This window comes from Oceanobacillus sp. AG, from assembly GCF_009746545.1.
GTDB classification, from domain to species: Bacteria; Bacillota; Bacilli; order Bacillales; family Amphibacillaceae; genus Oceanobacillus; species Oceanobacillus indicireducens.
Genome location: NZ_WOWT01000005.1, coordinates 67,173 through 84,479, shown reverse-complemented (window position 1 = coordinate 84,479; position 17,307 = coordinate 67,173). Strand labels below are relative to the sequence as shown.

General features: G+C 39.9%; 13 protein-coding genes and 1 other annotated feature (1 of these 14 cut by a window edge). Of the genes, 11 read left to right on the top strand and 2 right to left on the bottom strand.

Annotated elements, in window-relative coordinates:
- Both rnpA and rpmH read right to left on the bottom strand, forming a co-directional pair.
- Window positions 1-345, bottom strand: coding sequence for a ribonuclease P protein component (gene rnpA / locus GN217_RS03850; protein WP_156855332.1), 345 nt, complete (start codon window positions 343-345; stop codon window positions 1-3).
- A gap of 118 nt (window positions 346-463) precedes the next feature.
- Window positions 464-598 carry a 50S ribosomal protein L34 gene (rpmH, locus tag GN217_RS03845; protein ID WP_156855331.1) on the bottom strand — a complete coding sequence of 45 codons (135 nt, stop codon included), beginning with the start codon at window positions 596-598 and terminating at the stop codon, window positions 464-466.
- Window positions 599-1,242: 644 nt separating this feature from the next.
- Here rpmH and dnaA point away from each other — a divergent pair.
- The 11 genes from dnaA to GN217_RS03790 all read left to right on the top strand — a co-directional run bounded on the left by dnaA (window position 1,243) and on the right by GN217_RS03790 (window position 17,050).
- On the top strand, window positions 1,243-2,589 hold the full coding sequence (gene dnaA, locus GN217_RS03840) for a chromosomal replication initiator protein DnaA (protein WP_156855330.1): 1,347 nt from the start codon (window positions 1,243-1,245) through the stop codon (window positions 2,587-2,589).
- Window positions 2,590-2,774: 185 nt separating this feature from the next.
- Window positions 2,775-3,911 (top strand): DNA polymerase III subunit beta, encoded by a 1,137-nt coding sequence (dnaN, locus tag GN217_RS03835; RefSeq protein ID WP_156855329.1) that lies wholly within the window; start codon window positions 2,775-2,777, stop codon window positions 3,909-3,911.
- A 438-nt stretch (window positions 3,912-4,349) separates the two neighbouring features.
- Window positions 4,350-4,568, top strand: a complete 219-nt coding sequence (gene yaaA / locus GN217_RS03830; RefSeq protein WP_156855361.1) for a S4 domain-containing protein YaaA — start codon at window positions 4,350-4,352, stop codon at window positions 4,566-4,568.
- A 5-nt stretch (window positions 4,569-4,573) separates the two neighbouring features.
- The gene (gene recF / locus GN217_RS03825) at window positions 4,574-5,695 is read left to right on the top strand and encodes a DNA replication/repair protein RecF (RefSeq protein WP_156855328.1); all 1,122 of its coding nucleotides are present in this window, start codon (window positions 4,574-4,576) and stop codon (window positions 5,693-5,695) included.
- A gap of 20 nt (window positions 5,696-5,715) precedes the next feature.
- Window positions 5,716-5,982: an extracellular matrix regulator RemB gene (gene remB / locus GN217_RS03820; RefSeq protein WP_156855327.1), complete on the top strand. Its 267-nt coding sequence runs from the start codon at window positions 5,716-5,718 to the stop codon at window positions 5,980-5,982.
- Window positions 5,983-6,375: 393 nt separating this feature from the next.
- Window positions 6,376-8,295, top strand: coding sequence for a DNA topoisomerase (ATP-hydrolyzing) subunit B (gene gyrB / locus GN217_RS03815; RefSeq protein ID WP_156855360.1), 1,920 nt, complete (start codon window positions 6,376-6,378; stop codon window positions 8,293-8,295).
- A 304-nt stretch (window positions 8,296-8,599) separates the two neighbouring features.
- On the top strand, window positions 8,600-11,155 hold the full coding sequence (gene gyrA, locus GN217_RS03810; RefSeq protein WP_156855326.1) for a DNA gyrase subunit A: 2,556 nt from the start codon (window positions 8,600-8,602) through the stop codon (window positions 11,153-11,155).
- Window positions 11,156-11,241: 86 nt separating this feature from the next.
- The gene (locus tag GN217_RS03805) at window positions 11,242-12,351 is read left to right on the top strand and encodes an HD-GYP domain-containing protein (RefSeq protein ID WP_156855325.1); all 1,110 of its coding nucleotides are present in this window, start codon (window positions 11,242-11,244) and stop codon (window positions 12,349-12,351) included.
- Between the two features lie 256 nt (window positions 12,352-12,607).
- Entirely contained in the window at window positions 12,608-13,822 is a 1,215-nt protein-coding gene (locus tag GN217_RS03800; protein WP_156855324.1) for a carboxylate--amine ligase, read from the top strand.
- A gap of 190 nt (window positions 13,823-14,012) precedes the next feature.
- Entirely contained in the window at window positions 14,013-15,488 is a 1,476-nt protein-coding gene (guaB, locus tag GN217_RS03795) for an IMP dehydrogenase (protein WP_156855323.1), read from the top strand.
- 224 nt (window positions 15,489-15,712) lie between these two features.
- Entirely contained in the window at window positions 15,713-17,050 is a 1,338-nt protein-coding gene (locus GN217_RS03790; RefSeq protein ID WP_370459714.1) for a serine hydrolase, read from the top strand.
- 239 nt (window positions 17,051-17,289) lie between these two features.
- Window positions 17,290-17,307, top strand: a binding site (T-box leader) (it continues 214 nt past the right edge of the window).

Here is a 17,307-nt window from a genome sequence, read left to right as displayed (position 1 = left end):
TTATTTATTTTTCAAAAGTCGCTGCTTATATAATAAATGACTTAAACTTTTCTTCATTTCATAGAAGCCCATATTTTTCGTAGGTTGCCTCGCAATAATGACCATATCTACTGTCGGTTTAATGTCTGCTTCCAGTTCATGAAAGGCTTGGCGCAAATAGCGTTTAATCTGATTTCTTTTCACGGCATTACCGATTTTTTTCCCGACAGATAGGCCAATCCGAAAGTGTTCTTGTCCCGGTTTTTCGGCATAATAAATGACAAGCTGACGGTTTGCGAATGATTTTCCGTGCTTGAATATGTATTGAAATTCGTTATTTTTTTTAATCCGATATGCTTTTTTCATTACACTTCACCTTTATTGCTCTCTAGCTTGTCTTATATTTATGAAGCACTCATTTAAGGAAGTCCTCAAATGAGCGCTTCCACTTTTCTAATAAAAAAACCACTGATTTGTCAGTGGCTTATGCGGATAATACTTTTCTTCCTTTGCGACGGCGACGTGCTAAAACTTTACGTCCATTTTTTGTAGCCATACGTGCACGGAAGCCATGTACTTTTTTACGCTTACGGTTACTTGGTTGGTATGTTCTTTTCATTTACTGCACCTCCCTAGGGATTCTAATATCTAAAGTTTAATTTTTAACTAATCCAGTAGACGGTCTTAATAATTATACGTAATACACATACCTCATGTCAACATTAAATTTTACCACGCTCTTCCTCACTTCATTTCCACTTGTTATACAACACAAAAACCGCATTATAACCTACTAACAACTTATACACACCCTTGATTTTCAACTAACCAGATTATTCGACTACTATCGACAATTTACTCACATGATAAACGCATGTTGATACTTTTTTATAAACATGCGGGGAGTTATGTGGATAACTGTCGAAAAACCATTGCACCATTAGTTTTTATCTGGTATTATTATTATGTTTTCATCTGTGGAAAACTAATAGCGCTTAAATTTTATTCACAGGCTGTGGATATCTTTGTGGATAGTCATTCACAGTTTCTTTATTATTTTTTCCACAGAATTGTGGATATAGTTTATAAATCATGCTAAACTTTAAGGACTACATATTCATTCATCCACAGGCTTTTTATTAAAAAGATTGGCATTCACCTCCTTTTTTTCTGCCAGTTTGGCAATTAAAGGAGGCTATTTTAACCTGTCTACAAAATCTACCACTATATAACCTATCAACACAGAAAGGAGTGAATTCCCAATTGGAAAATATTGAAGAGCTGTGGCAAGCTGCATTAGAAAAAATTGAAGAAAAGGTCAGTAAACCAAGTTATGATACATGGTTAAAAAATACAGAAGCCGTAGAGCTAAACCAGACAACTTTGATTGTATCTGCACCGAATGAATTTGCGAGAGATTGGCTAGAAAACCAATATACGAATGTCATTAATGAAGTGTTGGAAGAAGTAACTGGATCAAGACTTGAAACAAAGTTCATTATTCCTGATCCTTCACCACCTGCTGAAGAAGCTAAACAAACAGGACAAGAATCAACTTCACCTTCGAACCACAATGACTTCCCTAACTCCATGCTGAATGAAAAGTATACATTTGATACATTTGTAATCGGAGCTGGGAACCGGTTCGCGCATGCTGCTTCCCTAGCTGTAGCTGAAGCTCCCGCGAAAGCTTATAACCCGTTATTTATATACGGTGGAGTTGGTCTTGGGAAAACCCATTTAATGCATGCAATTGGCCACTATGTAAGAGAGCATAATCCTAATGCGAAGGTTGCCTATGTCACTTCTGAGAAATTCACGAACGAATTCATCAATGCAATCATGGATAATAAATCGAATGCCTTCCGCAATAAATATCGGAATATTGATGTCCTATTAATAGATGATATTCAATTTATTGCTGGAAAAGAATCAACTCAAGAAGAATTTTTTCATACGTTTAATGCATTACATGAAGAAAGTAAGCAAATTATCATCTCTAGTGACCGTCCACCGAAAGAAATTCCGACATTGGAAGACAGATTGCGTTCCCGCTTTGAATGGGGCCTCATAACAGATATAACCCCACCGGATCTCGAGACGAGAATCGCAATTTTAAATAAAAAGGCAAAAGCAGAAGGGCTTGAAATACCGAACGAAGTCATGCTTTATATTGCAAATCAAATCAATACGAACATTCGTGAATTAGAAGGTGCATTGATACGTGTCGTTGCCTATTCTTCTCTTGTCAATCAAGATATTGATGCAGCCCTTGCCGCGGAAGCATTGAAAGATATTATTCCTAGCAATAAGCCAAAAGAAATTACCGTCGAAGGAATTCAAGAAATCGTTTCAAGAAAATATAATATTCGTATGGAAGACTTTGCTGCGAAGAAACGGACAAAATCAATCGCTTTTCCAAGGCAAATTGCCATGTATCTCTCAAGAGAAATGACTGATCTTTCTTTACCGAAAATTGGAGACGAGTTTGGGGGGCGTGATCATACAACTGTTATACATGCCCATGAAAAGATTTCAAAAATGATTGCAGATGATACTTCTTTCAGTCAAGAAATCGATGAAATAATAGAAACGATCAAATCAATTTAACGGGATACCTGTGTATACTGTTTATAAGCTTTCACAATTATAAACAGATTGTCAACATGTGTAAAACTATACGAAACAAGATATCAAGATACTTATCCACATATCAACAGGCCTTATTACTATTATTACTGTTTTTTATAATAAATAATATATATAGAGAGAACTTCCGCTAGGAGGATAAATTCATGAAATTTACAATCAAACGAGATTTATTAATAACTGCTGTTCAAGATGTAATGAAAGCAATCTCTGCACGACCTGTCATTCCAATTCTTTCTGGAATGAAAATTGAAGCAAGCATTCACGGTATTACATTGACAGGAAGTGATTCCGATATTTCGATCGAATCTTTTATTCCTAGTGAAGAAAATGGAAATGTAAATGTTGAAAATATTGAACCTGGAATAATTGTGCTTCAAGCGAGATATTTCCCTGATATTGTAAGGAAATTACCACAAGATACCGTGGATTTCATTGTAGAGGAAAACTATCAAGTAAAAATCAGTTCAGGTAAATCAGAATTTACGCTTGTTGGTCAAAGCGCAGAAGAATATCCGCATCTTCCAAGACTTGAAGCAGAGACAAGTTTTGAAATGCCGATTCCTTTATTTAAAAATATGATCAAACAGACTGTATTTGCCGTATCAACGATGGAAACACGTCCAATATTAACTGGTGTAAATATTAAATTAGAGAATAATGAACTTACTTTCACGGCAACAGACAGTCACCGCTTAGCAATGCGAAAAACAGCTATTGAAGCGGCTGAAGTTGCGTTTCATAATGTGGTTGTACCTGGAAAAAGTTTAAATGAATTAAATAAAATCTTGGATGATACCGAAGAAACCGTTGAAATCAATGTAACGAATAACCAAATTCTTTTCAGGACGAAGCATTTAAGCTTCCTCTCCCGTTTACTTGATGGAAATTATCCGGAAACTTCTCGACTTATCCCAGAAGAAAGAAAAACAAGAATCGTCGTGAATACAAAAGAATTATTAAATACAATCGATAGAGCTTCTCTACTTGCAAGAGAAGAAAGAAATAATGTCGTTAAACTTACAACACAAGGAAGCTCCATTGTAGAGATTACAAGTAACTCACCGGAAGTAGGAAATGTTCATGAGGAAATTGTTGTAGAAACGATTGAAGGAGAAGAATTGAAGATCTCTTTCAGCTCAAAATATATGATGGATGCACTAAAATCAATGGAATATGATGAAGTGATTATCGACTTTACCGGGGCTATGCGCCCATTTGTAATCATTCCAAAAGAAGATGACTCGATTTTACAATTAATTTTACCAGTCCGGACCTATTAATTTTATAAAGACTAAGTGAAAAAAACCTTTATCCACATGTGGATAAAGGTTTTTTGCTTAATTGAACAAAGGCGTAAGTGATGGGACAAGCTTTGCGCAGTACTGAACTTAACAATCCTTCAATTGAAAATTTGCCGAACGTTTATGCGGAGCTTAGGAGCAATTATAATCTTCGTGAAGAAAGTCAACATCAGCTGAAGAAAAATAAGTTTGCACCTGGATAGACACCCGCACCTTTGTTCAATTTAAAACAAAAAATAAGCCATTTTGAGAAGTTTTTGCCCCTCCCCAGTGGATTACCTTTCAAAATGGTGAAAACTTTAGTAAAATAGGTTTATAGAGTTTTTAACGGTAAATACTAAAACTAACAAGTCTTTTACAGGAAATGCTATTCCATTTTTTTCCATAAGACGAAAAGAAAACATGGTGATGAATGATATGCAGGAAAAAGTAAACATAACAACGGAATATATAACGCTTGGTCAGTTGATTAAAGTTCTTAATATCCTTGAATCCGGCGGTATGGTTAAAGCCTATCTAAAAGATGTCGGAGCTAATGTAAACGGAGAATTGGAACATCGCCGCGGCCGGAAATTGTATCCAGGTGACACGGTCGAAATCGAAGGAAATGCTTATATCGTAAGTGCCGAGGACTAGATTGCATGCATATCGAACAGCTAGTCCTTAAAAACTTTAGAAATTATGATGAGCTCACCCTTACTTTTGATGATAAGGTCAATGTCATTATCGGGGAGAACGCCCAAGGCAAGACAAATCTCATGGAAGCAATCTATTGTCTAGCCTTTACAAAGTCTCACCGGACAACGAAAGAAAAAGAACTTATTCAATGGGACAAAGAATATGCTAAAATAGAAGGTAGAGTAAAAAAGAAAAGTCAGGTCCTTCCCCTGGAGATGGTTATCTCGACGAAGGGAAAGAAAGCGAAACTAAATCATCTGGAACAACGCAGATTAAGTGATTTCATTGGTGCATTGAATGTCGTCATGTTTGCCCCCGAGGATTTGACACTTGTAAAAGGTCCTCCCCAAGCCCGCAGACGTTTTATTGATATGGAACTCGGGCAAATCCAGGCGACATATATTTATCATTTAGCACAGTATCAAAAGATTTTAAAACAGCGTAATTCTCTTCTAAAACAATTACAACGTCAAGGCAGTACCCAAGTTACCATGCTTGAGATCCTTACCGACCAGTTGATCCAGCATGCTGCGATCATTTTAGCGAAACGGTTCAGCTTTTTAAAACTGTTAAGAAAATGGGCAGCACCGCTTCATCATCAAATCAGTCAAGAACTTGAAGAGCTGGAAATTAAATACGATGCAAGTATCGATGTATCTGAACAGGATAGCGAAGAAGAAATCGAAACGGCTTTTCAGAATAAATTCGAAGAGATACAAGAAAAGGAAATCGAACGTGGAACAAGTCTGATTGGTCCCCACCGCGATGATTTAATCTTTTACGTGAATGGAATGGATGTTCAGACCTATGGCTCCCAAGGGCAACAACGTACAACCGCCCTTTCTTTAAAACTCGCAGAAATCGAATTGATTCACCATGAAGTCGGCGAATATCCGATTTTACTGTTAGATGATGTATTAAGTGAGCTGGATGACTTTAGACAATCCCATTTATTAAATACCATTCAAGGAAAAGTACAGACCTTTGTTTCGACAACAAGCGTTGATGGTATTCATCATGAAACATTAAAAGAAGCAGAATTGTTCCGAGTAACAAATGGAACTGTAACTGTAGAAAAGCACTAAAGGAGGTCCTAACTTACCTTATGTTTATTGATATAGGAAATGGGAATGTCATACAATCCTCAACAATTATTGCAATAATTGATTACGAGCTCATCTCCTCATCTGTGCTCTTACAAGAAATGATAGATAAAGCCAATCAGGAAAAAACACTAAAGGGACCTACTATCCATGCGAAATCAATGATGGTCACAACAGAAGGAACCTACGTCAGCACTCTATCGGTAGCAACCCTAAAAAAACGCACAAGCATTAAAGCAACCATCAAACACATGGAAGACTATTACTAGCATCTTTCTAATTTTTTTCACGTATTAACGGTCTGTAATACCCCTCCTCTAAACATGAGGGAAAACCAATATGTGAAGACCGGGGATAAACAGTCCGTAAATCCCTGATTCTGTTCAACTAACGGAAGGATACCCCAAACCCCACTGAATGAAGTTTCACTTTATTAATTTCTCTTTAGACTAATGTAGGATATAAGAGTTTTCCGGGAGCATTCCCGATACCTTGAGACTTCAATGGGAGGCCTGCTAAGAACGGTCATGCCCAGTGCGCCTGGGTTAACCAGCCGTCCACGGAAAGAAAGAGGGGCCAGGAATGCGGACCCTAGAAAGAAAGTCACCATACTGCAAAATAAATTTAAGTAAGCTTTTAAAATAGAAATGAGTGAGAGATTTATGGAAGAAAATGTATCTAATAATCAATCCTATGACGCCGAACAAATTCAGGTCTTAGAAGGCCTCGAAGCGGTTCGCAAACGTCCCGGAATGTACATCGGATCCACAAGTGCAAGAGGACTCCACCACCTTGTCTGGGAAATTGTCGACAACAGTATCGATGAAGCCCTTGCCGGATACTGTGACCACATCCAAGTGATCATTGAAAAAGACAACAGCATCACCGTAAAAGATAATGGTCGTGGAATTCCCGTTGACATCCAAAAGAAAACTGGCCGACCAGCAGTTGAAGTCATTATGACGGTTCTTCATGCCGGCGGTAAATTCGGTGGTGGCGGTTATAAAGTTTCCGGTGGACTCCACGGCGTTGGTGCATCCGTTGTAAATGCTCTTTCCAGCGGTCTTGAAGTATACGTACACCGTGATGGGAAAATCTACTCTATTGCTTTTGAACAAGGTAAAGTCGTGAAAGAACTCGGTGTCGTTGGTGAAACTGAGATTCAAGGAACAGAAATCCATTTCACACCAGACCCGGAGATTTTCACAGATACAACGGAATTTGAATTTGAAATATTAGAGCAGCGTCTCCGTGAACTCGCCTTTTTAAATAAAGGCCTTACAATCACAATAGAAGATAAACGAGAAGACAGAGAGCCTGTCAGCTATTACTACGAAGGCGGAATCAACTCTTACGTTGAATATATTAACCAGAATAAAGATGTACTTCATGAACCGTTTTATGCTAACGGCTCTACCCAAGGTATTGAAGTTGAAATATCGATCCAGTACAATGACGGATTTGCCTCGAATCTATATTCTTTCGCTAACAATATTCATACGTATGAAGGTGGAACACATGAAGTTGGTTTCCGTACTGCTTTAACCCGTGTAATTAATGAATATGCTCGTAGAAACGGATTATTAAAAGAAAATGAAACAAACTTGACCGGGGACGATGTTCGTGAAGGAATGACCGCAATTGTCTCGATCAAGCACCCGGACCCGCAATTTGAAGGTCAAACGAAAACCAAACTAGGAAATAGTGAAGTACGTACAGTTACCGATCAAGTTTTCAGTGAAACGTTCCAAACGTTCCTCCTTGAGAATCCAACGGTTGGCCGTATTATAGTCGATAAGGGCCTGATGGCTTCAAGGGCAAGACTTGCTGCGAAAAAGGCAAGGGAGCTTACGAGAAGAAAGAGTGCGCTTGAAGTTTCGAATTTACCAGGTAAACTTGCCGACTGTTCCTCGAAAGATGCATCTATTAGTGAGCTGTATATCGTGGAGGGGAACTCTGCCGGTGGGTCTGCTAAGGCTGGTAGGGACAGACATTTCCAAGCAATCCTGCCGCTAAGAGGTAAGATTCTAAACGTGGAAAAAGCAAGACTCGACCGAATCTTATCTAATGCAGAAATCCGTTCAATGATTACTGCGATTGGTACAGGCATTGGTGAAGAATTCGATATTGAAAAAGCACGTTATCATAAAATCGTAATTATGACGGACGCTGATGTGGATGGTGCTCATATCCGCACCTTGCTGCTTACCTTCTTCTTCCGGTATATGCGTCCATTAATTGAACACGGATATATCTATATTGCACAGCCACCCCTTTTCCAAATTAAACAAGGGAAAAATGTGCAATACGTTTATAGTGACGAGGAATTGCAAGAGTCATTGACTGAACTGCCGGAAGCACCAAAGCCAATTATCCAGCGTTATAAAGGACTGGGTGAAATGGATGCAGATCAACTTTGGGAAACAACAATGAATCCAGAGAACCGCACCTTGCTTCAAGTGCAGCTGACAGATGCGATTGAAGCGGATCAGGTCTTTGATATGCTCATGGGCGATAATGTAGAACCGCGCCGAAACTATATTGAACAAAATGCAAAATACGTTCAAAACTTGGATATATAGAATTTGGAAATGAAGAGGACTGGGGCAATTTGCTCCCCTCTTTCGTTTCTTCTGTAGATAGAAAACTATAAGAACAAAGTGCTGTGGATAACTATGAACACTGGCATTAGCCACGTCCGGCTCCAGCGCCCAGCAACTAGCAAACTTCACACTCCTCCAATCGATAAGTCAACATCAACTCACTATCGTTCGTTGTGTTTCCTTTATCTCATTCCGGAGTGCTCCAGTTTGTACGTTGCTAAACGGGCGCTTGCGCCTTTGTTCTACGGGGAAAATGAGTTTTCCCGACTAGGAGGTAACAGAAATGGCTGAAGAACACAGGAATGTACAGGAAATAAATATTAGTCAGGAAATGCGGACATCTTTCCTTGATTATTCAATGAGTGTTATTGTATCAAGGGCTTTACCCGATGTACGCGACGGCATGAAGCCGGTTCACCGCAGGATCATCTATGCGATGAATGATTTAGGCATGACTCCGGATAAAGCATATAAAAAATCCGCTCGTATCGTCGGTGAAGTAATCGGTAAGTATCACCCGCATGGCGACTCTGCCGTTTATGACACGATGGTGCGGATGGCACAGGATTTCAGCTATCGTCATATGCTTGTCGATGGTCATGGGAACTTTGGTTCGGTTGATGGTGACCAAGCTGCGGCAATGCGTTATACTGAGGCAAGACTATCAAGAATATCAATGGAATTAGTCCGTGATTTGAATAAAGATACGGTTGATTTCAGAGATAACTACGATGGTTCAGAGCGGGAACCAGCTGTTTTCCCTGCCCGTTTTCCTAATTTGCTAGTGAATGGAACGTCAGGGATTGCGGTCGGAATGGCAACGAATATCCCTCCTCATAACTTAGGTGAGACAATTGACGCAGTCCTCGCTTTATCGAAGGATGAAGAGATTACAATCGAGGAATTGATGGAATATCTACCGGGACCAGATTTCCCGACAGCGGGAATCATCATTGGCAGAAGTGGTATTCGTAAAGCCTATGAAACAGGCAGAGGCTCGATTACAATGCGAGCAAAAGTTGATATTGAAGAACATGCAAATGGCAAGTCAACAATCATCGTGACCGAATTGCCATATCAAGTGAATAAAGCGAGACTCGTAGAAAAGATTGCCGAGCTTGTCCGTGATAAACGAATTGACGGCATTACCGATTTACGTGACGAATCAAGCCGTGAAGGTATGCGTATTGTCATGGAAATCCGCCGGGATGCCAATGCGAATGTTATTTTAAACAATTTATATAAATTTACTGCCTTGCAAACGACATTTGGTGTGAACACATTAGCACTTGTCGACGGGCAGCCGCAAATATTAAATATTAAACAGTGTCTCGAGCATTATCTCACCCACCAGGTTGAGGTCATTGAAAGGCGTACTGCTTTTGAATTGAAGAAAGCAGAAGCCCGTGCTCATATTTTAGAAGGGTTGCGGATTGCGCTTGATAATCTTGATGCTGTCATTAACTTGATCCGTAATTCGAAAACAACTGAAATTGCCCGTGAAGGGTTAATGACACAATTCAATTTATCAGAGAAACAAGCCCAGGCCATTCTTGATATGCGACTCCAACGCTTAACTGGCTTGGAGCGGGAAAAAATTGAAAATGAATATAGTGAATTGCTCGCACTAATTGCTGAGTTGAAAGCAATCCTTGCTGATGAAGAGAAAGTACTTGAAATCATCCGTGAAGAATTAACGGAAATTAAAGAGCGTTACAGTAATGAACGTCGTACAGAAATTGTTGCTGGTGGGATTGGCTTTTTCGAGGATGAGGACTTGATTCCGGAAGAAAATATCGTCATCACCCTCACCCATCACGGCTACATTAAACGTTTGCCAGCCTCGACGTATCGTACACAACGCCGGGGCGGCCGAGGTATTCAAGGAATGGGAACGAATGAAGACGACTTTGTTGAACAACTCGTCTCTTGTTCGACCCACGATACGATCCTCTTTTTCACGAATCGTGGAAAGGTTTATCGCTTGAAAGGATATGAAATTCCTGAATTCAGCCGAACTGCAAAAGGAATTCCAATCATCAACTTACTACAAGTGGAAAATGACGAATGGATCAATGCAGTCATTGCGGTGGAAGAGTATGATAAAGAAGCGTATCTTATTTTTACGACGAAATTTGGAATTGCGAAACGTACATCACTTTCCATGTTTGCGAACATCCGTCGTGGCGGTTTGATTGCTGTTCATCTACGTGATGAAGATGAACTGATTTCCGTTCGTTTATCTAATGGGAAGAAAGATATTATGATTGCAACCAAAAATGGTTATCTGATCCGCTTTGAAGAAGAGCAGATTCGCCCGATGGGAAGAACAGCAGCCGGAGTGAAAGGTATTTCCTTACGGGATGATGATGAAGTCGTCTCGATGGAAATCATTGAGCCTGGTGCAAACATTCTTCATGTGACTGAGAATGGTTACGGAAAACAGACGCCTGAAGAAGAGTACCGTAGAATTAACCGTGGCGGTAAAGGTGTCCTGACATGCAGAATTACGGATAAAACTGGTAAAGTCGTGAAGGTAAAAACAGTGACAGGTGAAGAAGACCTGATGCTTATAACGATTGCCGGTGTTTTAATCCGGATCCCGGTTGAAGAAATTTCCGAAACGGGAAGAAATGCAATGGGAGTTCGTCTCATTCGCTTGCAAGATAAGGAGCAGGTTGCAACCGTTGCTAAGATTGATGATGAAGAGGATTTGGAAATTAAAGAAGATGACTCCTCGTCAGAAGGTGAAACGGAAACGGTAATCGACCATGACAGCGACATCGCGGAAACATCGGCAATGGATGAAGATCTAAATGATGAAGATATAGAAGAATAACGGTGTTGAAAGTGACTCGGGATAAACGGATACAAATATACGTTTTAGGCGGGTCACTTTTCCCATTTAAAATTGGAGGCAGGAGTATGCGTGTACATCCAACCCAATTAGTTGCAGGTACCGTGCTTTTACGGGATGTGAAGGGTAAATCTGGTCACCCGATTATGAAAGAGGGAACGATTTTAACGAATGAACATATTACCGTCTTACATAAATTTCTAATTGAATCCGTAGAAGTCTCGAATAAGTTAGAAAACGGTGAAGCATTTATCGCGAAAGAACATGTAAAGTCTAAGGAACAGTCAAAACCCGTGGAAAGGAATATTTACCTTGAAGCAGAAGAGTCTCGCTCCTTCCCTGCCCATTACTTGGAGGTAGTGCGGGATTATAAACAATTCTTCGCAGATTGGAATAACGGTGTTCCCATCGATATGGTAAAGGTACGACAATCTATTCTGCCGCTGCTTGAACGAATTGGGGAATTAGATATGGAAATATTCACCCTGCATCAATATGGGGCAGCGGAAGATTATCTTTATCACCATAGTGTTGCTGTCAGTCTTCTCGCCGCATTCTTAGGAAAAGAGTTAGGCTATCGTAAAGGAGAATGGATTCAGCTTGGAGTTGCCGGCTATCTTGCGGATGCCGGAATGACCCGAATTGATTCTGATATCTTAACAAAAGGCGGACCACTGACCGAGCAGCAAGTACAAGATATGAGAAATCACTCGACGTACTCTTACCGGATGGTGGAAAATTTGACTGGCTTATCGAAAACAGGGAAAATCGCTATTCTTCAGCATCATGAACGGATGGATGGGAGCGGTTATCCACTAGGGATACGGAATGAACAGATCAATACTTTTGCCCGGATACTAGCTGTTTGTGATACATATCATGCGATGACAAGTGCCCGCATGTATAAAGCGAAACAATCCATTTTTAAAGCACTGGATGAGCTATTTCAGGAGCGTTATACAAAGTTAGATCTGAAGATTGTCCACCCTTTTATTGAAAGTTTGGCGAAGCGGGTCGTCGGAAAAACCGTCCACCTGACGAATCATAAGACAGGGGAAATTGTGTACTTTGATGACGATCACCCTGCATCTCCTTTAGTGAAATTACATGAAACCGGTGAAATCATTAGCTTACAGATGAATCCTGAATTACAAATTGAGGAGATTATTTTAGATTAGGTGGGTTTGGCGGGGATTAATCCCCGGAGGTAGTATTGTATCTTTGTGGAGCAGCTTGGTGGTAATGGAGAAGGTTTAATCACCTGAAAATCGTAGCATCCAGCCAGCATTCCCGGTAGATAACAGAGTCCCTAATCCTCTAAAAACACTGATTTATAATCATTTCGGTAGGTTAGAGCCCTTATTTATTGTATAAGAAACTATAAAATACTAATATCCAATACAGATAATCTTTACGAATGAAACAGGAGGCACTATGAATAATCAATCTTTTACTCCAGTCATCATTGGAACGGATATTAACGCCTATAATATGGCGATATCCTTCCATGAAGCCTATGATATTCATCCCATTCTTGTTGGCAAACAGGAAATGGGATTTACAAGCTTTAGTACAATCCCAGAGCGGATTGACATACACCCCGATATAACGGATAAAGGGAGATTCGTCCCGATTCTAAAAGAACTCGCGGAAAACTTACAAAATCGCAATCATCCGTTAGTGCTCGTTGGTACGAATGATGCGTACGTCCGCTTGATTATTGAAAATGAAGAAGAACTGAAGAAATATTATCGTTTCAACTATATATCCGAAGACCTGATGAATCGGCTGCAGAAGAAAGCAAACTTCTATAAACTTTGCGAGGAGTATGGAATTGATACACCGACGACATACTTCTATGACTGTAAAGACGATAGCCCGTTCACAGAAGAAATGACATACCCTGTCATTATTAAACCGAGTAATGGAATTGAATATTATAAACATCCGTTCACAGGTCAAGAGAAGGTCTATCGGGTAAATACGCCAGAAGAAACAGATAAGGTCATCCAAATGATTAAGAATAGCGGTTACCGGGATGAACTGATTATTCAGGATTATATTCCGGGAGACGATACGTACATGTGGGATTCAGTTCTTTATTTAAACTCGAAAAGTAAGACTGAACTTGTTACATTTGGACAAGTTGTTTTGCAAGAGCATACGGCAACAGCAATCGGTAATTACACGTCTGTTCTTACCCGTTACAACGAGGAAATGATGAAGAAATTACAGCAATTTCTAGAGACGGTTGGCTATGTCGGTTTTGCCAATTTCGATATAAAGTATGATGAGCGCGACGGGAAATTTAAAATCTTTGAAGTCAATATCCGTCAAGGTCGATCCAGTTATTATGTAACAGCACTCGGACATAATATGGCAACATATATTGTCGATGATGTTCTTCATGATAAGGAAAAACCGACGACTTATTTAAATGAGGAATATCTATTTTCCGTTGTACCACGGATTGTGCTAAATAACTTTGTCGAAAATGAAGCAGTGAAGCAAGATGTTAAGCGGCTTGTTAAGGAGAAAAAATGGGGTAACCCCCTCTTTTACAAAAAGGATAAGAGCTTCAAGCGTAAATTCTATATGCTGCTCAGACAAATTAACTATTACCGGAAATATAAAAATAATAAATGGTAAAATCCCCAGAATACCCTGGGGATTTTTTCTAGCGATAGTACTAAATTCCAGCTGGGAGAATTTCGAATCTACTTACTATTCCTATTAAATTCGAACTGGTTGAAAAACGTCAAGAATTGGCGTAAAGTAAATAAAAATAGCTAAGCTAAACGAGAAAGATTGAAGAATATATTAGGAGGCCAGGACGAATATGCGTGAAGATAAATTTGGGAAAGAAGGCTTAACGTTTGATGATGTGCTGCTTATTCCTGCCCATTCACAAGTACTGCCAAATGAAGTGGAACTAGGAACACAATTATCCGAGACATTGAAGTTGAAGTCCCCTTTCATTAGTGCTGGAATGGATACTGTTACAGAAGCAGAAATGGCAATTGCAATGGCACGTCAAGGCGGTTTCGGAGTCATCCATAAAAATATGTCCATTGAAGAACAAGCGGAAATGGTTGACCGGGTAAAACGTTCCGAGAGTGGAGTAATTACGAATCCATTTTTTTTAACACCAGAGCATCAAGTCTATGACGCTGAACATCTCATGGGTAAATTCCGTATTTCCGGTGTACCGATTGTGAATGATATCGAGGAGCAAAAGCTTGTCGGTATTTTAACGAACCGTGACTTGCGCTTTATCCAGGATTATTCTATCCAGATTTCTAAAGTGATGACTAGTGAAAATCTTGTCACTGCTCCAGTAGGTACAACATTGAACGAAGCAGAAAAGTTACTGCAGCAGCATAAGATTGAGAAGCTTCCACTCGTAGATGAAAATGGTATACTGAAAGGTCTTATCACGATTAAAGATATTGAGAAAGTTATCGAATTTCCGAACTCTGCGAAGGATTCTCAAGGAAGATTGCTTGTAGCAGCTGCAGTTGGAGTGACGGGAGATGCGATGAACCGAATTGAGAAGCTCGTGGAGGCAGGAGCTGACGCCATTGTAATTGATACAGCTCATGGTCACTCAGAAGGTGTACTGGAACAATTGAAAAAGGTGCGAGCAGCTTATCCGGATCTTGACATTATTGCAGGGAACGTTGCAACAGCAGAAGGAACCGTAGCTTTAATTAAAGCTGGTGCATCAATTGTTAAAGTTGGAATTGGACCTGGTTCGATCTGTACAACACGAGTTGTAGCAGGTGTTGGAGTACCACAAATTTCAGCTGTTTATGAATGTGCAAAAGCAGCTCAAGAATACAATGTACCTGTTATTGCCGATGGTGGAATCAAATATTCCGGCGATATTGTAAAAGCAATTGCGGCAGGCGCACATGCGGTAATGCTCGGCAGTATGTTCGCAGGTACAACGGAAAGCCCTGGTGAAACAGAAATTTACCAAGGCAGAAAATATAAAGTTTATCGTGGCATGGGGTCTCTTGGCGCTATGAAAGCAGGTTCCAAAGATCGCTACTTCCAGGGTGATACGGAAGATGCGAAGAAACTTGTACCAGAAGGAATTGAAGGACGTGTCCCTTATAAAGGCGCACTTGCGGATATTTCCCATCAATTAATCGGTGGTTTACGTTCTGGAATGGGTTACTGTGGAACAGCAACGATTGAAGACTTACGCAAGAATGCGCAATTCGTCAAGATCACGAATGCCGGCCTCCGTGAAAGCCATCCACACGATGTGCAAATCACAAAAGAAGCTCCGAACTATTCGGTACAATAACTTTTGATAAAGCAAGCACTTATTTTTCTTGAAGGTCACACGCAAACCTAATAGAAAAATAGGTGCTTTTTTCTATCCTAAATTAGGCAGAATGGATGAAGTAGGTCGGATATAAAAAATGTTAAAATCAGGACAGAGGTCCGTCTATTTTTTTTGATGAAAATATGATAGAATATCTAGGTGCTACAATATAAATTTTTTAATCATGTTGGAGGTAAAATAAGTTGATTCAAGTAACTAAAAAAACTGTGTCAGGAATACTCACCTTTGTACTACTGATCACATCGTTCATGATACAGCCGCTCACAACCCATGCAGAAAGTACCCTCGATTTAAACGCAGAGTCTGCCATCTTAGTTGATGCGGGTACTGGAAAAGTTCTTTATGCGAAAAACGCAGATATTGCCCTTCCTCCAGCAAGTATGACGAAAATGATGACGGAATATCTTGTGCTTGAAGCGATCAATGAAGGAAAGATCGACTGGGATACAACAACTCAAATCAGCGATTATGCATATAAGATTTCAGCTAATGAGCTCTTTTCAGGAGTTGGTTTAACACAAGATAAAGATTATGCCGTACGCGACTTATATAACGCGATGGCCGTCTTCTCTGATAATGCGACAACGATTGCACTTGCTGAATTAATCGCAGGTTCAGAAACAGAATTTGTTAAGATGATGAATGATAAGGCTGAGGAATTAGGCCTTTCCGAATATAAATTTGTAAACAGCTCAGGTCTGGATAATGATTCCTTGGGAGATGACATGCCTAAGGGAACGGACCCGAATGCAAGTAACCTTCTATCTGCGCGCTCTGCAGCTCAGCTTGCCTATCATTTAGTCAATGATTTTCCGGAAGCTTTAGAGATTTCAAGTCAGACAGAAGTGGAATTTGAAGATTACAAGATTGAAAACTTAAACTGGATGCTTCCTCATGAAGCAACATTTTTACAATCCTTCCATTATGAAGGAGTGGACGGATTGAAGACAGGTAATACGGATCTCGCTGGTTATACGTTCACTGGTACAGCTGAAAGAGATGGAACCCGCCTAATTACAGTTGTAATGAAGACTGGTTCAAAAGAAGAGCGCTTCAGAGAAACAGCAAAATTACTCGACTATGGTTTCAATAATTTCGCATCTGAAGAATTATTCCCGGCTGGTCACCAGCTGGAAGATAAAGGAACTCTTCCTGTAGCTAAAGGAAAAGAAAAAGAAGTAAGTGTCTCAATTAGTGAAGGAATTGCTATTCCAATCCAGTCTGAAGAAGCAGAGTTATATAGTTTGGAATACAATATCGATGAAGAGAAATTAAATGATGACGGTAAAATTGTAGCGCCAATTGAGAAGGGTGAAAAACTCGGTACCGCAACACTTGTTTATCAAGGAGAAGCAACCGACCATGGTTATATATTTGATCAGGAATCCGTCGTTGTTGACGTGGTTAGTGATGAAGCAGTTGAAAAAGCAAACTGGTTCATGCTTACTCTAGGAGCAATTGGTGACTTCTTCGGTAATGTCTTTACAACAGCAGTAGATTGGATTAAAGGATTGTTTTAATCGAAGTAATAATGATTTTTACGTCCAAATTAGAGTATTTGCTGGGAGCAACCCCAATACTACTGAGACTCTTGTGAGAGGACCTAGGTGAGCCTCCGCAACGGGCTTGCCCGTGAGGAGGCTCACCAGCCGCCCACGGAAAGCGATGATGTATTGGAGCTGCGGATTTAGGATAGGATATGTTATACATCCTTGCTTTTTTAAAGTAAATCAGCTATGATGGTAGCAAATCAGATGAATTAAAGGTACTGACAGGA

Bases quoted from the DNA above. Each gene is read 5' to 3' on its own strand.
- rnpA (WP_156855332.1), bottom strand. From the start codon at position 345: ATGAAAAAAGCATATCGGATTAAAAAAAATAACGAATTTCAATACATA.
- rpmH (WP_156855331.1), bottom strand. From the start codon at position 598: ATGAAAAGAACATACCAACCAAGTAACCGTAAGCGTAAAAAAGTACAT.
- dnaN (WP_156855329.1), top strand. From the start codon at position 2,775: ATGAAATTTACAATCAAACGAGATTTATTAATAACTGCTGTTCAAGAT.
- yaaA (WP_156855361.1), top strand. From the start codon at position 4,350: ATGCAGGAAAAAGTAAACATAACAACGGAATATATAACGCTTGGTCAG.
- recF (WP_156855328.1), top strand. From the start codon at position 4,574: ATGCATATCGAACAGCTAGTCCTTAAAAACTTTAGAAATTATGATGAG.
- remB (WP_156855327.1), top strand. From the start codon at position 5,716: ATGTTTATTGATATAGGAAATGGGAATGTCATACAATCCTCAACAATT.
- gyrB (WP_156855360.1), top strand. From the start codon at position 6,376: ATGGAAGAAAATGTATCTAATAATCAATCCTATGACGCCGAACAAATT.
- gyrA (WP_156855326.1), top strand. From the start codon at position 8,600: ATGGCTGAAGAACACAGGAATGTACAGGAAATAAATATTAGTCAGGAA.
- GN217_RS03805 (WP_156855325.1), top strand. From the start codon at position 11,242: ATGCGTGTACATCCAACCCAATTAGTTGCAGGTACCGTGCTTTTACGG.
- GN217_RS03800 (WP_156855324.1), top strand. From the start codon at position 12,608: ATGAATAATCAATCTTTTACTCCAGTCATCATTGGAACGGATATTAAC.
- guaB (WP_156855323.1), top strand. From the start codon at position 14,013: ATGCGTGAAGATAAATTTGGGAAAGAAGGCTTAACGTTTGATGATGTG.